General features: G+C 45.0%; 12 protein-coding genes. 5 read left to right on the forward strand and 7 right to left on the reverse strand.

Annotated elements, in window-relative coordinates; all coding sequences use genetic code 11:
• Window positions 1–48 precede the first annotated feature (48 nt).
• Window positions 49–861: a cache domain-containing protein gene (locus H9653_RS09800; protein WP_225211708.1), complete on the reverse strand. Its 813-nt coding sequence runs from the start codon at window positions 859–861 to the stop codon at window positions 49–51.
• An 805-nt stretch (window positions 862–1,666) separates the two neighbouring features.
• On the opposite strand from H9653_RS09800, the gene rapA reads away from it, so the two are divergent.
• Together rapA and H9653_RS09810 are read left to right on the forward strand one after the other, a co-directional pair.
• Window positions 1,667–4,555: an RNA polymerase-associated protein RapA gene (gene rapA, locus H9653_RS09805; RefSeq protein ID WP_191692213.1), complete on the forward strand. Its 2,889-nt coding sequence runs from the start codon at window positions 1,667–1,669 to the stop codon at window positions 4,553–4,555.
• A 448-nt stretch (window positions 4,556–5,003) separates the two neighbouring features.
• On the forward strand, window positions 5,004–5,906 hold the full coding sequence (locus H9653_RS09810; protein ID WP_191692215.1) for an acyl-CoA thioesterase: 903 nt from the start codon (window positions 5,004–5,006) through the stop codon (window positions 5,904–5,906).
• A 99-nt stretch (window positions 5,907–6,005) separates the two neighbouring features.
• Here the strand turns inward: H9653_RS09810 and mutY are convergent, their stop codons facing one another.
• From mutY to H9653_RS09835, 5 genes are all read right to left on the reverse strand, one after another.
• A complete protein-coding gene (gene mutY, locus H9653_RS09815) occupies window positions 6,006–7,229 on the reverse strand; it encodes an A/G-specific adenine glycosylase (protein WP_191692217.1) in 1,224 nt (407 codons plus the stop codon).
• Between the two features lie 67 nt (window positions 7,230–7,296).
• A complete protein-coding gene (locus tag H9653_RS09820; protein WP_191692219.1) occupies window positions 7,297–8,235 on the reverse strand; it encodes a GIY-YIG nuclease family protein in 939 nt (312 codons plus the stop codon).
• A 24-nt stretch (window positions 8,236–8,259) separates the two neighbouring features.
• Window positions 8,260–9,216, reverse strand: coding sequence for a ribosome biogenesis GTPase YlqF (gene ylqF / locus H9653_RS09825; protein ID WP_191692221.1), 957 nt, complete (start codon window positions 9,214–9,216; stop codon window positions 8,260–8,262).
• A gap of 134 nt (window positions 9,217–9,350) precedes the next feature.
• Window positions 9,351–12,269, reverse strand: a complete 2,919-nt coding sequence (locus tag H9653_RS09830) for a DUF2339 domain-containing protein (protein WP_225211709.1) — start codon at window positions 12,267–12,269, stop codon at window positions 9,351–9,353.
• Window positions 12,270–12,588: 319 nt separating this feature from the next.
• On the reverse strand, window positions 12,589–13,329 hold the full coding sequence (locus H9653_RS09835; protein ID WP_191692225.1) for a dienelactone hydrolase family protein: 741 nt from the start codon (window positions 13,327–13,329) through the stop codon (window positions 12,589–12,591).
• 204 nt (window positions 13,330–13,533) lie between these two features.
• On the opposite strand from H9653_RS09835, the gene H9653_RS09840 reads away from it, so the two are divergent.
• Window positions 13,534–14,154: a YcgN family cysteine cluster protein gene (locus H9653_RS09840; protein ID WP_191692227.1), complete on the forward strand. Its 621-nt coding sequence runs from the start codon at window positions 13,534–13,536 to the stop codon at window positions 14,152–14,154.
• A gap of 108 nt (window positions 14,155–14,262) precedes the next feature.
• On the opposite strand, the gene H9653_RS09845 is transcribed toward H9653_RS09840, so the two are convergent.
• Window positions 14,263–15,555: an Lnb N-terminal periplasmic domain-containing protein gene (locus H9653_RS09845; protein ID WP_191692229.1), complete on the reverse strand. Its 1,293-nt coding sequence runs from the start codon at window positions 15,553–15,555 to the stop codon at window positions 14,263–14,265.
• Between the two features lie 340 nt (window positions 15,556–15,895).
• Here H9653_RS09845 and H9653_RS09850 point away from each other — a divergent pair, with 340 nt between their 5' ends.
• Window positions 15,896–16,795 carry an HlyC/CorC family transporter gene (locus H9653_RS09850; RefSeq protein WP_191692231.1) on the forward strand — a complete coding sequence of 300 codons (900 nt, stop codon included), beginning with the start codon at window positions 15,896–15,898 and terminating at the stop codon, window positions 16,793–16,795.
• A 281-nt stretch (window positions 16,796–17,076) separates the two neighbouring features.
• On the forward strand, window positions 17,077–18,651 hold the full coding sequence (lnt, locus tag H9653_RS09855) for an apolipoprotein N-acyltransferase (protein ID WP_191692233.1): 1,575 nt from the start codon (window positions 17,077–17,079) through the stop codon (window positions 18,649–18,651).
• Window positions 18,652–18,735: the final 84 nt, after the last annotated feature.

The raw sequence follows: 18,735 nt of genomic DNA on the forward strand, positions 1-18,735 counted from the left end.
CAATGAAGCAGAAAGAAAACGTCAAACCTATCTAATAGTCAATATTGGCTAGGTTTGAGTAAGATTTTTGGAACGGTCAGCGTTGATAACTTGCTTGATATCGAGCGGTGTGCCGGTGGCTTCGTCGATATAGCTTAAGCGCTCAGGATTAGAGGAGGCGATAACTTTGTCACTGTTATCGAGCAGTAAAATATAACCTGAGCCCGAGCTTTCACTGAGCTTAACGATGTTTTCTTGCAGCTGGTTGAGGGTAAAGTTGACAGTACTGGCACCCCAGAACTGGTTATCACGCTCGATGGCGACACCGCAACTCATCGCCAGCTCGCCTTTGGTTTGGCTCGCGCGTACATGGTTCCAGATACAGCTTTCAGGTTTGAGCAATTTCAAAACGCTAAACCAGTCTTCTTGATAATAAGGATTGGCAGGGTTTGGGTCGCTGAGTACCGCTTGATAATCGCCGTTTTGACGCACCATCAAAAATGGATGGGTGGCGGTATTGGCGCCCAGTGCGCCTTTTTCTGGCCAAATGCCGCCACTACCTAATAAGTTATAATCGCGCTTATCAAAAGCATTGGCGGTACTGGCTTGCAAAATCGCTTCTTGTGGCGGCAAAGTCTGCGCGCTTTGCTGCAATAACAGGGCACTGCGCATCACGCGATTGATATCGGCTGAGATACTATTGACCGCGGTATTACCACGCTCAGCGACCAGTTTTGCCGATTCAAGGCGAATTTTTTCATGACCTTCTTTATCAACAACATACACAACAACGGCTAGTACGACCACAAAAGCGATAAATAGAATGGTCGTCACTTGGGTACTGACTTGGTTAAAAAAGCCAACTTTTTTGGAGGCACTCATGAGGGGATTGTCCTTGGATAAACGTGACCACAAAGCAGAATGTCTATACAGACTACTCATACTGTTTGCTGCTAGTAATCGATGATGTGGTGATACGTAAGCCTTACGAAAATGGGATTTGAGTATTGGGGCAAAGTTTTTAAGATTATCACTCAGTTAAATATCTAGATATATAACTAGTATTAAAGTATTTACGGTTAATTCATAACTTAAACGACTATGAAAAACACTATTTGGCTTACTTAACGGTCTTAAAAAGGACAGTATTAAGTAGGAGGTTGCCGAAATTTTGTGCTTTAAGACTTGATAGTTAAATTTTTTGAATAAATTTTTTATATCATTTGGAAAATCTAAAAGGGGGTAATGGTTAACATAGCTTCAATAACAATAAGAAATGTTAAATTTCATATATTAACAATATAGAAACAATTTTATGATAACAATGTTTAGGGCATAGTAGCGAGCCTTTTTCTTTACTTGTGAGTCGTTATATATGGATTTCTAAAAAGTTACTTAAGCGCAGTATTCCAATAATCTTGCCAAACAATTGCAATAATCTTGCCAAAAAGTGCTCTTGAAAAGTTAACTTAACGCACTCATCTAGGCGCTAACGTTATATAATGGTCTGTTTTATCCATCGACCTAGCTGACAAGTTGGGCGTTGCTGATAGCTTCAATGACCAGCAACTTATTAATGAGTTTGAGCTATTAATTGACTAAATCCTTGCGTGATTGTTTGTATGATTGTGGCTTGATTCATTAACTATCTATTTTCTTATCATCTGAGTACAAAAGACATCGCCTTATGACTATCTCTATCGCTTCATTGCACAGCACCGAATTTGCCGTTGGTCAACGTTATTTATCTGATACGGAGTCTGAGCTTGGCTTGGGTGTGGTCATCGACGTCGATGACCGCTGTGTACATATCTTATTTCCGCAAAGTGAAGAGACCCGCGTCTACGCCAAAAATTCTGCGCCGTTATCGCGCGTGGTGTTCAAAGAAGGTGATAGTATTTCTGACCAAGCCGGTAATAGCTATACCGTAACCGCGGTCGAAGAAGTGATGGGCGTGCTCAAATACAGTGTTGATGAGCATGAGCGCGGCATTATGGAAACCCGTTTGGCGGCTAATATCACGCTGGCTAAGCCGCTTGAGCGTTTGCTGGCTGGTCGTATTGAGCGCGGGGATTGGTATGAGCTGCGTCAAGATATCTTGCGTATGCAATCAGCGCTAGCGGGTCATCCGCTCAAAGGCTTGATGGGCGCACGCGTCGATATTATTGAGCATCAGCTGTATATTGCCCATGAAGTTGGCAAACGCATCGCCCCGCGTGTCTTGCTTGCTGACGAAGTTGGCTTGGGTAAAACCATTGAAGCAGGTTTAATTATTCATCAGCAGCTATTAACTGGTAAAGCTGAGCGCGTCCTAATTCTTGTACCAGACAGTTTGCAGTATCAGTGGATGATTGAGCTGCGTCGCCGTTTTAACCTAAACTTTGCCTTGTTTGATTTGGTACGTACCGCTGCGATTAAAGAACACGACCCTGAGCAAAACGTCTTTACGACCGAGCAATGTATCATTGCCGGCATGGACTTATTGCTTGACCATCCAGATTTGTACGATCAAGCGATGGAAGCGGGTTTTGATTTATTGGTCGTCGATGAAGCGCATCACCTGCATTGGGATGAAGCACAAGGCGGCAATGATAAATATGACCTCATTGCTGACTTTGCCGAAGAGACACCGGGTGTCATGCTATTAACGGCAACACCTGAGCAGCTTGGCGCCCAAAGCCACTTTGCCCGTCTGCGTTTATTAGACCCCGATCGCTTTGATGACCTTGATGAATTTATCGATAGCCAAGAAGCCTTTGCCGAAACTGCCGCTGTTGCCAGTGTCTTAATCGAAGATAAACCATTAAGCAACGGTCAAATCACGGCATTAAGTCATCTGCTTTCTATTAGTATCGATGAATTAGTAAACATTAATGACGACGAAAAACTGCGTACTTATGCGCTCAATGAACTCCTTGACCGTCATGGTACGGGACGTATTTTATTCCGTAATACTCGTGAGAGTGTCAAAGGTTTTTATGGTCGTAGCAGCCAGCCGTATCCGTTGCCGCTACCTGAAGCATGGGTAGATAGCTATCAAACCAAGGGTAAATTGCGCGAGCAGCTTTGGGGCGAAGAAAATCAACCCGATGGCGGCTGGCTAGAGGATGATCCGCGGGTGCCGTGGTTGATTGATATTTTGAAGGGTGAGCTTAAGCATAAAAAAGTATTGTTGATTGCTCGTAGTGGGGCGACGGTTGAAAGTTTAGAGGCGGTATTGCGTCTACATGCTGGTATTAAAACCGCTATCTTTACTGAGCAGATGACCTTACTTGAGCGTGACCAAGCGGCGGCGTTTTTCGCCGACTTAGAAGGCGCGCAGATATTACTCTGCTCAGAGATTGGCTCAGAAGGTCGCAACTTCCAGTTTGCAAGCCAGCTGATATTGTGGGACCTGCCTGCCAATCCAGATACGTTAGAGCAGCGTATCGGTCGCCTAGACCGTATCGGACAGACACAACAAATTATGCTACACGTTCCTTATGTACAAGGAACGGCGCAAGAGCGACTGTACCGCTGGTATAACGACGCGCTCAATATGTTTAATCAGATTTCTCCAACGGCGCAAAGCGTACAAGAGCAATATATCCAAGAGTTGAAACCGCTGCTTGAAGGCGCGGATACCGACGCTAACCGCACCACTTTGCAGGATATTATCGAAAAAGCACAGCAAACGCGCTTGGGACTCGAAGCACAGCTACAAGCTGGTCGCGATCGCTTACTTGAGTACAACTCATGCCGTCCGCGCGTTGCTGGGCGTATTGCAGATGCCATGCATGATTTTGATAAACATAATCTATTGCCGCAATTTATCGAGCGCTTCTTTGCTTCCGCCAATATCGACCACAATATCCAGCGCGATGGTTCATGGGTGATTGCGCCGATTGATAGCACGGAAATTAGCGATTATATCGACGGTCTGCCGCTCGGTGATGAAGATGGTATGACGCTGACCTTTGAGCGCAAGCAAGCGCTGCAGCGCGAAGATATCGAATTTATCACCCATGAGCATCCATTGATGCGCGCGATTTATGAGCTAGCAAGTACCAGCACTTTTGGGAATACTACCGTTGCGATGCTAAAGAGTGCCGCCGTTCCACAAGGTATGGTGCTGCTAGAAGTGAATTTCCGCGTTGAAGCGATTGCGCCAAGATTGCTTAATCTGCCTGCTACCTTGCCGACGCAAAATATTCGTGTGTTTATCAGTGAGCAGGGCAGTGATTTATCCGCGCGTATTAGCAGCGATATGATTATGCCGCATATCGAGCGCTTGGATAAAAACCGCGCTCGCCAAGTGATTAAGGTACGTGGCGATGTGATTGAGCAGCGTTATTATGAAGCCGAAGATATTGCCCGTCAGCAGCTAGAAGACATTGGTGAACAAGCAAGCGCGCGCTTTAGCCAGCAGTGGTCACGTGAAATCAAACGCCTAAAGCATCTGCAAACGATTAACCCTAACGTGCGCCCAGAAGAGATTGAACGCCTAGAGCAACTAAAAGCCCAAGGCGAGCAAGCACTAGGCAATTTATCGCTGGTACCAGACTCTATTCGCGTGCTGGTCGCTGTAAAACCATAATATAAAGTCAAATAAAAAACGAGGTGTCTCATCATCTCGTTTTTTATTTATGTTTGTGAGCTTAGATGCTGCTTGTTTAGATAGCTACTTGTTTAGATAATTACTTGCTCATGATTGTTAAGCTAATAAAGCGTTAAACCGACTCGTAAGGCGGCGACTGCCTAGTCAAAATCTTTAATATTCGCTAAGATGATTGGCTTTTCGCTTTATAATGAGTGATTGCTAATCATTTTACTGGCTATTTATTTGGCGTTCTCAGCGTTATGTGGGTGTTTATCGCAAACTATAATAGTCATGCCATAACAGTTTTAAAATGAACCTACTATATATATTATTTTAAATTAAAACGCCGCATTGGCTTAAGCTATATCGTATTGATACGCTTGACCCTTGAGTGCTTATATCTCAATGCTTGGCGTGATTGATCAAAATAAGGAAACCTATCGTCATGTCTGATTATCCGCAACTGATCGATGAGCTGCTCGCTACCGTCGCGCTTATCGAAGTCAGCCCTGATGTTTTTGAAGGTAAAAGCCACGATTATGTGGGCAGTCGTATTTTTGGCGGGCAAGTGCTGGCGCAAGCGATTATGGCAGCGGCGCATACACTGGATAAAGATAAGCCATGTCATTCGCTGCATGGTTATTTTTTGCGCGGTGGCGATATCAATCAGCCGGTGATTTACCAAGTACGCCGCCTGCGTGATGGTCGCAGTCTGTCAGCACGTGAAGTCACGGCAATTCAGTATAAAGAAGTGCGCGGTAAAGCGCCTGTCGAGCAAGTGATATTTTCGATGATTGCTTCGTTCTCACCGATGGAAGAGGGCTTGGAATATCAAGAAGATATGCCCGTGTATCCGCCGCCAGAAGACTTGCTTGATGAGCAAGATTTAAAAGAGCAGTATGTTGGAAAGGTTCCTGATGCCCTAAAAGCGCGTTTTATGCGTCATCGTCATGTCGAGATTAAACCGATTAAGCCGCGTGATCCGATTCATCCAGAACCGATGAAACCCAAGCAAGCAAACTGGCTGCGTATCCGTGAGCTTGGAAAGCAGCCTGTGGCCATTCAGCAAGCACTATTGGCGTTTTCGTCTGATTTTTACTTGGTCGGTACGGGGCTGATGTCACATGGGGTCAGCTTTATGACCAGTGGTTTGCAAGCGGCGAGTATTGATCACTCGATGCATTTTCATCGTGATTTTGATTTAAATAATTGGCTGCTATATGACATGTGGAGCGACACGACCTCTAATGCCAAAGGCTTAAACCACGGTCAGTTTTGGCAAGATGGTCGATTGGTCGCAACGGTACAACAAGAAGGCCTGATGCGTTTGCGGGTGCCCAAATCTTAAATTTTGTCTTAGTTTTTTGTATGTTATAAATGAAAAAAGCGACTCAGAATATATTTTGAGTCGCTTTTTTTAGGGGTTTTATTTGGTTGCAATAACCTATTATTCTAAAATCTTAACCATCGCTCGTGGTAATCCAAGTGTTGCCTGCGCATCACTCGCATTTAACCAGTTAATATTAATTTCTGCCGCTTGCAAGGCTTTGGTCAAATCAGCCGTTTGCTCATTAGCTAAAGTCAGTGATTGCGGCGTTAAATACCAATGGAAATGAGTTAATGAATGTTTAATAGGCGCGTCATCAATTAAGGCTTTATTAATGGGCGCGGCTGCTAAACTATGCTTATCCAACCATTCATTGATAATTTGCTCAGCGGTGGTAAATTCTGTTTCGTAGAATTTTTCATTGCTAGCAACTTTTAATGATTTATCATCGCTGGCTTCCGAATTTTTAGCAGTAGCTTTACCGTCAATTTTCTCAACAAATTGCAAAGGCAAACTCCATAGTCCGCCCCAAATGCCATTATCAGGACGCTGTAGCCACAGTATTTTGCCGTCCGTATCTTTAATTAATAATGCATTGCTAACTTTGCTGGGTTTGGGCTGTTTTTTGGCCTTGACTGGATAATCGGTTTCGCGACCCTGCGCATGGGCTAAGCAATCATCTTGTAATGGGCACAATAGACAAGCAGGTTTGCTACGCGTACATAAGGTTGCACCCATATCCATCATGGCTTGCGCAAACAATCCTGAGTTCTCTCTTGGTGTTAAACGCTCCGCCAATGCCCACAGCTCTTTGGTAGTAGCAGACTTGGTAATATCACCATCGATAGCCGCCCAGCGGGTGAGAACGCGTTTGACATTACCATCACAGATCACGCCATAACGATGTAGCCCCATTGCCATAATCGCCCCAGCGGTCGAAGGGCCAACGCCAGAAATCGCTTCCCAACCTGCTAGTGTCTGCGGGAAGTCGTCCGTTTCATTTATAACCTCAACCAACTGCTTCGCGCCTTTGTGCAAATTACGCGCGCGCGCATAGTAGCCAAGTCCTGCCCAGTGTTCCGCCACCATATCCCATTCTGCTGCGGCTAAATCTTGCACCGTCGGAAACGACGCCATAAAGCGGGCAAAGTAGGGCAGCACTGTCATTACTTGCGTTTGCTGGAGCATGACTTCTGATAGCCAAACAATATAAGGGTTGGGCGTATCAGTTTGGTGTTGTTGCCAAGGTAAGTCGTGGCGACCGTTTTTAGCGAACCAATCGAGGAGGCGGGGGGCGAAGGAGTCGAGGCTGGTCTCGGTATGGATAAAAGTAATAGATGTCATAAGCAATGGGCGAGCAATTCAAAAAGTATGAGGGTTATATGAGGATCGCATGTTGGGATTAAAGTCGTTATCGATAGATGCTGTCTAAAGTTTGACCTGCGGCATTTTTCCATTCAATCCAACCGTTGGTCGAACGACCTGATACCAATGCACTAGCGCCACTGGGTGTTTTAAATAAATGATTTTCAGTGAGCTTATAGCTTGTATCATTTACCGCTATGAGTTTGCCGCTACTAAGCAAGCTCTCTTTTAATCTGGTCACAAAGGGTGGCGCAGATGCTGCCTGTGATTGTCTAATTAAAGAGCCTGCTAATATTACAAAGCCATCGTCATCATAATAGCCTTGTGCATCGCCATCTTTTACCTTGTAATAAAACAGGAATGGGATAGGTTTAGTTGGAGATATTTCAGCTGCTTTTTCAACTTTAACATCAGTGGTTGTGGTCAGTTTATGTGCATCAGTCTTATTGCTATAAAGGCTATCGTGAATAGCTAAAGATTCAAAAATAGGTTGCCCCAAGGTTGATAGCAAAACATCAAGGGTGTGAAACAACTCTTCGCAGTCAGCTTTTAATGGGTCGGGTGTATGCGGCTTATTACCACTATTACCATTTTTTAGCTCATAGCGCCCCACGTCAAGGGCAGTGGCAATTGCTTTATGCTCCATATACAGCGCATGGGTTTGGGTCATGGAATTATTGGTTGAAAGCATGACAAAAGCCCGCGTCCAAAAGTCTTTTTTATGATGTTGATTGAGACGAGTTTTCAAATCGCCAGTTTGCCCGATATAAAGTAATGGCTTATCTATACTGTCGGTGTCACCAATCAAAAAATATAAGCCAACTTGACTGGCATCTGGCATCGCAAAAAAATCATCAATATGAATGCGTGGAATCTCAATCAAACGCACCGTACGCGTGGTCATCTCTGCCAAGCGCAATCCGCGAGGATTACCTTTTGGCAGATAAATCTGAATGGTTTTAGCAGAGGGTATTAACGGATTCATAGTAGCCAGTATTCTTTATGCAATTTATTTACGATTCTTCCGCGTTTTTAAACGACGCAAACGTTTTTCTTCTTCTTTAGCGATTCTTTTCTCTTCGGCTGCGACTCGTTGTTCAGCGACCACAACTTCTTCAGCTTCAGTCATTTCTGGCGTCTCGAGGGTAATATTTCCAAGCTTGCCGCTACGTAACTCGTTAATCAAAATCTCAGACATGCGGTAGGTATCGACTTGATTGCCCGCGCGCACGCAGCCGCGATTACGTCCCGCCACTTCGAAAAACTCCCAATCGGTCTTGGGTAATTCTTCAATCTTATAGCGGGTTTTTAGCAGTTCAGGATAGGCTTGCATGAGATACTCAGCGGTATAACTGGCCACATCGGCGAAGTCAAACGCCGTATCACGAATACCGCCGGTCGCCGCCAAGCGATAGCCAGAGTTTTCGTTTTCAACCTTTGGCCACAGCATGCCAGGCGTGTCATAGAGCATGATGTCATCGTCAAGCTTGATCAGCTGCTGTGACTTGGTCACCGCTGGCTCGTCGCCCGTTCTAGCTACCGCGCGCCCCGCTAAGGTATTAATCAAGGTTGATTTACCAACGTTTGGAATACCCATAATCATGGCTTTGATTTGACGTCCCGTCCCGACTTTATTGGGTACGAGGGATTTGCATATTGCAATGATACGCTTGACGTCATCGGCTTTGTTATTGTCGCAAGCGATAGCTTTAACGCCGTCTTGTTGTTCAAGATATTCCATCCACGCTTTGGTCAATTCAGGATCAGCGAGGTCAGCTTTATTTAAGATTTTGATGACTGGTTTTTCGCCGCGTAATGCTGCAACCATGGGGTTTTCGCTACTATAAGGAATACGCGCGTCAATCACTTCAATGACGACGTCCATCTGCGGCATGATTTCTTTGATTTCGTTACGGGCTTTGTTCATATGCCCAGGGAACCACTGAATACTTGCTCTCTTATCCATCTGCTTTACTAACCTTTTATAAAAAATGCTCAAAGTAAGACAATCAACGTCTACTTTCTAATGGTGTTCAGTTTACTACACAACCAGCGTCACCACGTTAACATTTCATTCAACGTAACGCACAGAGCAGACTATTATTCAAACTCGTCTGTTAAATCCTCACGTGCTGGTGGCAATGGCGCTAAATAACCAATGACCAAGATTAAGCTACCCGCACCAAGGAAGGAAATCACTCGCCAAATCGCCTCGGTCTGGGATAAATCAACCAAGACCAGTTTTAACACCACAACGCCCAACAGTCCAATACCCATAAACCATAGTGTTCGTTGTCCATAGCGGCTGGCGATGATGGTGGCGACCAAAGCAATGAGCGTCCATAAAATGGTCAGTCCCGTCTGTACCTGCTCGCTATTCCAAGCGCCTCCTGTCACGTCGTATAAACCGCCAGTCCATAACGGCGTGCCGATAAATGCGTGCAGCGTTCTAACTAACATGCTAGAGCCTATCCAAAAACTAATCAGCGCTAAGATAATTAACAGCATATCGTTTTTAGGAATGGCTTTTAATAGATTTCTCGAACCTCTACCATGTGGCTGACGGAGTAAATAAACGCCCAAGCCGTAAAACACCACCAACCATAACGTCACATCATATAAGTTAAATAAAGGAAAGTAGGGCAGTTCCCAGATAATACCATCGTAAGTGAAGTTGGTAAAAATAGCCCAACCTAGTGTGATTGGTACAAATATTTTGGCACTGTCTAATAATGCCTGATGCCAATCAAACCAATAAGGCGCAAATGCTGAGGTCGCTGCTCCTGTTTGCGAGTGTGATTGCTTATCATTGTATTGAGCCATAGCTTGACGCTGTGTCCACCATAATCCAGCCAGCATAAAGGCAACCGGAACCAAAATAGTCATGACACCTTTTGAATCAGGCAAGCCATAATGCATAGCTTCTGCTAATAGGATGATGCCAGCACCAAGCCAGCTCGCGCTATCAAAACTTTTTAACTCCAATTCTTTATGCCATGTTCTTAACCACAATTGTCCAACGACCAACCAGCCTATGAGTAGCATGATAAATATCGGCCAATGAAAGGTAGTCCATTGATAATCAAATTCATATTTTTGCGGTAGTTGAAACAGTAGCGCGGCATAAAATAGCAGTAATAACCCATGGCTAAACTGCCTAATCTCGCGCCACGAATGATAGTGATTGATTGCCTGATAAATAGCTAGGCTGGTTAAGGTGGCCAATCCTAGCAGCGCCGTCGTTGCTAAGCGCCGGCTGGCAAGCCAGTGGTCAAAATCAATCACCAATACGTACAGCAGCCAAACCATTGCAGTAAAGGTTAAAAAGCGACCCAAATTTGGACTGCGCCACATCAAGTTAAACGCCATACTTTGGCTATTGATACTGGTAAGCCATTGCTTAGTAGCGAGTTCACCAATGCCCAAAGCTTTAGTATAGGCAGTCAGCGTATGATTGGCGTTAAGCTGGTTGTTGGCGTCATCAATAGGCGAGTTGCTGGCGCGTAAGATAAACATCGTAGCTAGATAGCTGAGCGCCGAAATCGTCAACGCCAACGTTGGATAATCTTTGATCGTAAAGACCACAGTTATCATCAGCATCGCGATACTGAGCAGCTGCAATAACAACCCAAACAATACTGACCATGCACGTAGTGAGCGCCGTCCAAACCATACCAAGGCTAGCCCTTGTACCGACCAGCCAAAGGCAATCCATTCTGCATCAAGTGCCAGCGGAATCACTAATGCTAAAAAGCCAAACCCTAACGCCAGCATACCTTCAGTAATCAGAGCGTAGCGCTGACTGCGTTTAATAAAGCGCCAACCAAGACCCAGATAAATCATCGCTAAAATAGCACTAACAATGGTCAACGCATGATGAATATCCTGCAATAAGGCAGAAAATAAGCCAAATGCCAATATCGGCACGGAGAATAACAGACCAATATCGATAGGGAATACATAGCTAGAACGTCGTTCTTCAACATTAGCCACGTTCATAATCGCTTCATTGTCATCGTTATAAGCAATGATTTGTTGCGCGTAGCGAATCACCACAAATAAATACAGAATGAGATGTAGGGCAACCAGTACCACCAATGACCAACGCTGATTATCAATAATTACCGTTACGTTCTCTGTCAGTCCCCAATAATAAGCCAGCCCAAACGTGACTCCTGACCCAAAAATATTGAGCACTTTCCACGGACGATAATGAGCAATTACTGCAATAGTCACGTTTAGTAATAAGTAATAGCTAAACAAAACCGTCAAGCTGCCTGTATCCTGACTGGTCAATATAGGCGCAAAAAAGCCGCCCGATAATGCCAGTAATGCCAAAGGAAAGGCGTTTTGACGGACGGCTAAAACGACGGTAAGTGCTGATAATAAACCAAGTCCTATAAAGCTTGGTAGACTTGCCAGCACTTGATAAACGCTATAGGCAAAAAAGGTGGTTAGATAAGCAATCGCCAATCCTGCGCCTTGCAAAGTGATGCCGTAAGCAAAGCGGTTTTTTACTAATTTTAATCCTAAAGCTGCTAACCCTAAACCGAGGACGCCTATGGCAATGAGTTTAAAGGCGATGGGTATTTCAATATAGTCACTTAATAAGCGCAGTAATAACACCACCCCGACGAGCAACACCAATACCCCAACGCGCACTACTAAGTTGCCGCCAAAAAACCAGTTTTGCATAGAGTAAATAATGGAGGTGACGATAGGCAAGGAGCGCTCGTCTGGCTCTATCGTTGTAACGGGGGTTCTCGTTTTTGTCGATTCTTCCGGTTTTGGCTTTAAGCCGAGGTTTTCTTCTATGGGTTCGGCGCTAGCGTCAGCGGCTGTAACCAAATCTACTGCTGCTAACGGTATCGGTGGCGGCATTGATGACCGCAAGGTTGGAGAGGTGTCAGGCACTGATGCAAATTGACTTTCTTGATCGCTATTTATATCGGCGTGAGAAGATTTTGCTGTGATTAAGCCCTCTTTTTGCCGTTTAAGCTCAGCTTGTAGCGCTGTCATATCATGACGCAACTGTCTGATTTGTTGGCTTATCCTGGCGTATAGTATGAACACCACGATTAATAAAGCCATAAAAGCCAGCCAGCCCAGCTGATTTATCAATAGATATAACATCCTCGTTACTCAATCCCACTTATAATAGAGTGATGATGACGTTATTTGCTCATAAGCACAAGATTGGTCATGGTAGTTATTGTGTATAACGACGAAAAACAGGGGTCGCTTTCTGAGAAAGTGACCCCTGTTTTTTGTCTTATACTTTGTATTAACACTCGTTATAGTGAGCGTTTATACAACTTGATTGATGATATTTTTAAAATTATTGACCGAGATTGGTTTTCATAAATTCAAGCATGTTGTCCCAGCTTTGCTTAGCAGCGGCTTCGTTGTAGCCAAGGTCAACATCATTTTTGGCCGCACGTTCATCGGCGTGCGGATTGGTAAAGCCATGTTTGGCACCGTCATAGACATCAATTGTGTAGTCAACATCGGCAGCATCTAGCTCTGATTTTAGACCTTCGATTGCCTCCATCGACACCATCGAATCATCACGGCCGTGAGCGACCAATACTTTGGCTTTGAAGTTTTTATCGGCAGGCTGTTTTGCTGATGGATTACCGTGGAAAGTAGCAACCGCTTTTAATGGCATGCCTTCGCGTGCCATATCGAGCACCACTTTACCGCCAAAACAATAACCAATCGCCGCTAAGTTATCGCGATTAACCGCCAGTTGGTCACCAAAGTCATTGAGTATTAAGCGGCAACGTGCCATTAGCATGTCTTGATCAGCAAGTACTTGCTCCATCCACATATTGGCCATCGACGCGTCGCTGGTCAGCTTGCCTTCACCGTAAACGTCCATCGCCACCGCCGCATAGCCTGCTTTTGCCAAGCGCTCAACGACGGACTTTGGATGATCGACCACGCCCCACCATTCTGGCGCCACCAAAATACCTGCTACTGGATTGTCCTCTGAGGCAGATTCTGGCAGCGCCACATAGCTGATAAGCTCGACGTTGTTTTCGGTAGTGCTGATCAATTCAAAAGTCTTAATTGACATATTATTGTCCTTTTTTTATGTTATGAAGGGGATTTTATAAATGACTGTTTTATAAATAACTACTTTATAAATGCTTGTTTTATAAGTGTTAACTGTCCGTATTTTGCTGCATTCTTTTATTTACTTCTCCTACCTTAACGCCCAAGTTCGCCAAAAACAGCTATAATACTGTAACGCTCTTTATCAAAATGCTACGGCGACTTTATGACACTCAATTTGTTCAATCAATCTGGATCTCAATTAGCATCCGCTCCAGATTCCAAAACAACAACTGATTCAGATTCAGCGACGCCATCTGCTGTGCGCTTATTTCCTCACAGCCAAAACAATGCTAATGATCTATTGCGTCCGCAGTTTTGGTCACGTTTTGCGCTGTCAGAGCTAAACCATAGCGAATGGGAAGCGCTATGCGATGGTTGCGGTAGCTGTTGCCTAATCAAGTATATCGACGATGACAATGTCAGCGATGACCATAGTCATGAAGCAGAAATGGTTGAATATACCGATGTCACCTGCCAGCTGATGGATTGCGCGACCGGTTACTGCAAGCATTACGCCACACGCCAAGAGCATGTGCCGGACTGTATTCAGCTAACTATGGAGAATTTGCCGCAGATGATGTGGCTGCCGTCACACTGTGCTTATAAGCGCTTGTATAAAGGACAAGATTTGCCAAGTTGGCATTTGTTATTGACGGGAGATGCGGTGGTAACTCAGCAGCAAATGCGTGCTGCCAATGTTGGCGTAGCAGGGCGCTGTATTTCTGAGATTGGCATGACAGATGAGGAGATGGAGGAGCGGGTGGTAAATTGGGTTCAGCCTTAACCTAAATTTTTTTATAAAGGGTTTAATCTATGTTTATGCTTAATGAACAATGGATTTAACGTCACAATACCGCTTTTGAGAGTAGATGCACCTCTTCGAAAACCTCAGCTATTCTTTAGAATCCTGCGCGGCGGATTTGGCACTTGCTTCCGCATCGGCTTGTGAATCTGCTAGTGGCGGGATAGGAATATCCTGCCGAATTTGCTTGGAGAACTCGCGACTATTGATAGCGCTAGTTCCTGCCAGATTATCAAAACCGCGAACCTTTGGATTGATATGGGTGCGCTCGTACCATGTATCCATTGACCAAGGCTGACCGTCCTTTTCAGGGTTGGCGTCGAGCATGCCAACGTCGTATAAGTAGTTTGGTAGCCAGCCCGATACCCAAATTCGGTAATCCCATGGCAGACGGTCGCCACTGACAATACGTGCCATATAAAAGATAATATTGGTACAGTTGCTCATCAACGTATTGTACCAAGTTGGTTTGGCGTTCAATTCATCGGCGGCAGTTAAGTAAGACTCAAATAACGACTTGACCTCGTGCTGTTGTAGATTGCTGACCGGAAACAGATAAACTTGCTCGCCGCGAGCATTACTACGGGTATAAATAATATCGCGCTCTTCGGCAGCAATCAGGCTCAGCTCAAAACGCCTAAAAAACCCTGCCAATGCCGAAAACGACTCGCCTTCTTCCTTACGAATCTCGAACGAGAAGGCAAGCGGTCTATCATCTTCAAAGCGGAAACTGACCAAAGTATGCGCAATTAGCGGCCCCATCCAATAGGAGTTGGTCACATCGACGCCAGAGAGTTTTGACATATCTATCGTGCGCGTGCCCCAGTGTTCAGCCGCCTCTTTATCAGTATGCCAATCAAAGTTTCGCACATTGGTGAGCGTGACTAAGTCAGGATTATTGGCATCACGGCGATAAGTAACTCTTTCGCTGACTTCCGCCATCCAGTCGCGGTCTTGTTTGGGCTCGATAGAAAAAAAACAGCCCAAACCGATAAACCAAACTGCGCCATATAAACCGATGAGCCATTTAACGGCTACTTTTTTATCTGGCGCTGCTGAATTATTTAATGGCTGATTACCTCGATTTTTTGGACTTTTTGACCAATGCCTTTCTGTTGCATAAGCGGCCTTAGCCAGCGCGGCTAAAATGCCGATTATAATAAGGGTTGTAAGCCAAGTAATTGGTGAGCGTATGCCAAACTGATACCAAATTGCCATTAACAGCCAAATAGCAGATAGTAGCAACGTAGTAACGATTAAAACCTGCGCGAGGTAATAGCGCCAAGTCCGCTTTTGCTGGCGATCATAAGCTGCCCCATGCTCTAAGCGATTGCTGTTTGAAAGCGGCGAGAGCAGGCGAGAAAAAAAGGCACGTAGCGACATAGGTTTGACTTTGAGGAATGAAGGCTTTGACCATAGCAAAGTTCACAACACACTGACAATACAATTTGAGTGAATTTGTCGTTGAATGTCCGTAAGCCTTGCGATAAAGTGAAACCTATTAGGCTGGTCTATTTTTATCTATACTTACTAGTTGTCATTTATCGTTATGATAGGTTTTTATAGATAATTTGATCTTTATTTAAATATTTTGACTACTGCCTAAATATAAAGTCGCTGTTTTATTTACTATTTTAATCCCCATTTAGGTTTAAGATTTTAATTGCTATTTACTATTTTCTTTGATTACTGCTATTAACTAAAGAGGTTAAATCACATCATCATGTCCGAAGACGCTCCAAGCCCGAGTAGTTGGTCGATGCGCGGCTTAAAACGCTGGCTATCGACCGCCCCCGAAACCCGTGATGAACTGATACGTTTGGTGCAAGACTCGCGCCAGTTCTTAGAACCCGATACCGTGGACATGTTGGAAGGCGTCCTTGATTTGCCTGCCACCCAAGTTCGCGAAATCATGACCCCGCGCCCGCAAGTGGTTGGGCTGCACGAAAGCGCTAGCTTAGCTGAAGTGATGGATATCATTCTTGAGACCACACACTCGCGCTATCCGGTCTTTGATAGCCAAGATGATGATGCCGTTATCGGTATTTTATTGGCAAAAGATTTGATTCCCATCCTCGTACACATGGTGCGCGATCAAGAAGATAAAATTGACAGTCAACGTTTACGAGACTTGGTGCGTCAGCCGCTTTATATCAGCGAAACGGCACGCTCTGATACTTTGCTACGCTCATTACAGCGCACCCAAGTGCATATGGCGATTGTCGTCGATGAGTTTGGGAATTTTGCTGGCGTGGTAACGATGGAAGATTTGCTCGAGGAAATCGTCGGCGATATCGTCGATGAGCATGATGACTTCGATGAAGACAGTGATATCAATAATATCGTCGCCGATCCTGTAAGACCAAATACGTGGCGCGTGCAAGCATCGACAGTGATTGAAGACTGTAACGATGAGCTTGGCGCCCACTTTGACGATACCGATGTTGATACTATGGGCGGTTTGGTGATGCAAGCGCTCGGTCATGTTGGCGATTTGGAAGGGGAGAGCGTGGTGATAGACGATTGGCAAATTACTATTACCGATGTTGAAGGGCGCTTTATTCAAAATCTTGAGCTGTCTAAAATCAATTCTGACCAGCAAATATTAATAGGTAGCCATTAATTTATTGATGTTTATCACTTAATCTTGGCACTTAAAGATCAGCTCGGCATTTAAATATAAAAAAACACGATTGCGGTCGTGTTTTTTTTGCTTTTAAAATCGGTATTTTGCAACGCAATGTTACCTATTGATTGATTTAGACTGGTATCATGGGCAGGTTTAATTTTTGAGCGCTGTATTGAGCAGCTAACGATTGGCTACCAATTCCAGCGCTAACTGAATAAAACAAAGTTAATATTTAAGCTCTGAACGACTGAATAATAAGGTTTTGGATAACTGCTATGCGTCTGTCTACTGTTGATTTGCAAAAACGTCTAAACCCCGATAAGCCCAAGGGCTTGCCGCTGGTGTTGACTATATTGATTGCGTGGCTGGCAGGCGCAGTGTTTATCTTTGCCCTCGCGCCGTATGGTTTTTGGCCGGTGGCGTTGGTGTCGCCTGCTATTTTGTATGCCTTACTGATGCCTGATATGACGGGCAAGCGTGCTTTTGTTATCGGTCAAGCTTATGGTACTGGGCTTTGGTGCGTCGGGGCGTTTTGGCTGTATACCTCAATCCATGTCTATGGCGATACGCCAGTGTGGCTGGCGCTAATTATGATTGCGCTGATGGGCCTTGGTATGGGCTTGTTTCATGGCTTTTTGGCGCTGATTTTTAATCGTGTCGTCGGTAAGCAGCCGTTATCCTTTGCTGCGCTTTGGGTATTGCAAGAGTGGATGAAAACTTGGCTATTTACCGGCTTTCCATGGTTGTTTGTCGGTTATGCCTTTACCGAGCAGTATTGGCTATCGTCATTAGCGCCCGTTGCTGGCGTATTTGCGGTGTCTTTCGTGGCAGTATTATTGGCGGCAAGTTTGGTTGAGCTATTGCGTCGCCGCGGCGGTTATATGATTCCTACTGCCGCGCTGCTTATTGTCAGCTGCGCATTATGGCTGCTAAATCCGCAATGGACAAAACCAAAGGGCACGCCTGACTTGTCGGTATCATTAATCCAAGGGAATATTCCGCAAGATTTAAAATGGCTGACCGAATATCAGGTAGAAACGCTAAAAATTTATGCCACCCTGTCCAGTACCGAATGGGGCAGCGACATGATCTTGTGGCCAGAGTCTTCCATTCCCATGTTTCAAGATGAAGCGCTAGGTTTTATCAGTGAAGTGGTCAAAGTGGCCAAAGAAACCGATACCACGTGGGTCACTGGCATCCCATATAAAGATACCGCAGCTTTTGATGCCAAGACCGATAAATACCCGCCGTTTTATAATAGTGTCATTGCTTTAGGTGCGGACGCTGAAGGGCTATATAAAAAGCAGCGTTTGGTACCCTTTGGCGAATATATCCCCTTTGAGGGCATGCTAGATATCTTGCCTAACCTTGCTGGCAGTCAAGATATCATGAGCTATAGTCGCGGCAGTGACGATCAATCACCGCTGCGCGTGCGTGGTCATAACTTGGGCGCCGCGGTTTGCTATGAAGTTGCCTATCCTGACACCACGCGCAAAAACGCCATCAATACTGACTTTTTATTGACCATTTCTAACGATGCGTGGTTTGGTAGCTCGGCAGGTCCGCTCCAGCATTTGCAAATGGTACAAATGCGCGCGCTTGAAAACGGCCGCTGGTTTATGCGTGCCACCAATACTGGCGTTACGGCTATCATTGACCATAAAGGTCATATCGTGAAGCGCGCACCGCAGTTTGAGCGCACCGTTTTACGCGGAAATGTGCAAGCACGCGTTGGCAATACGCCTTATATGCGCGCGGGTAATTATCCTATTTTAATCATTATTGCGCTTCTGCTATTATTAAGCTATCTTGGCAAGCGTGCGACCCCGCAGAGACGTTTGGTCAAATAAAAAAATACCCATAGGCTTTGGTTGTAAGTTTTTTCGCTAATAAACCCTTTAAATCGTTAAGGGTTTTCACAAATCGATATAAAT

The sequence above is a fragment of the Psychrobacter communis genome, assembly GCF_014836505.1.
GTDB classification, from domain to species: domain Bacteria; phylum Pseudomonadota; class Gammaproteobacteria; order Pseudomonadales; family Moraxellaceae; genus Psychrobacter; species Psychrobacter faecalis.

What these genes read in the sequence shown, in the direction of transcription:
- H9653_RS09840 (WP_191692227.1), top strand. Translation starts at nt 13,534, where the DNA reads ATGACACTCAATTTGTTCAATCAATCTGGATCTCAATTAGCATCCGCT.
- H9653_RS09810 (WP_191692215.1), top strand. Translation starts at nt 5,004, where the DNA reads ATGTCTGATTATCCGCAACTGATCGATGAGCTGCTCGCTACCGTCGCG.
- mutY (WP_191692217.1), bottom strand. Translation starts at nt 7,229, where the DNA reads ATGACATCTATTACTTTTATCCATACCGAGACCAGCCTCGACTCCTTC.
- lnt (WP_191692233.1), top strand. Translation starts at nt 17,077, where the DNA reads ATGCGTCTGTCTACTGTTGATTTGCAAAAACGTCTAAACCCCGATAAG.
- ylqF (WP_191692221.1), bottom strand. Translation starts at nt 9,216, where the DNA reads ATGGATAAGAGAGCAAGTATTCAGTGGTTCCCTGGGCATATGAACAAA.
- rapA (WP_191692213.1), top strand. Translation starts at nt 1,667, where the DNA reads ATGACTATCTCTATCGCTTCATTGCACAGCACCGAATTTGCCGTTGGT.
- H9653_RS09835 (WP_191692225.1), bottom strand. Translation starts at nt 13,329, where the DNA reads ATGTCAATTAAGACTTTTGAATTGATCAGCACTACCGAAAACAACGTC.
- H9653_RS09820 (WP_191692219.1), bottom strand. Translation starts at nt 8,235, where the DNA reads ATGAATCCGTTAATACCCTCTGCTAAAACCATTCAGATTTATCTGCCA.
- H9653_RS09800 (WP_225211708.1), bottom strand. Translation starts at nt 861, where the DNA reads ATGAGTGCCTCCAAAAAAGTTGGCTTTTTTAACCAAGTCAGTACCCAA.
- H9653_RS09850 (WP_191692231.1), top strand. Translation starts at nt 15,896, where the DNA reads ATGTCCGAAGACGCTCCAAGCCCGAGTAGTTGGTCGATGCGCGGCTTA.
- H9653_RS09845 (WP_191692229.1), bottom strand. Translation starts at nt 15,555, where the DNA reads ATGTCGCTACGTGCCTTTTTTTCTCGCCTGCTCTCGCCGCTTTCAAAC.
- H9653_RS09830 (WP_225211709.1), bottom strand. Translation starts at nt 12,269, where the DNA reads ATGACAGCGCTACAAGCTGAGCTTAAACGGCAAAAAGAGGGCTTAATC.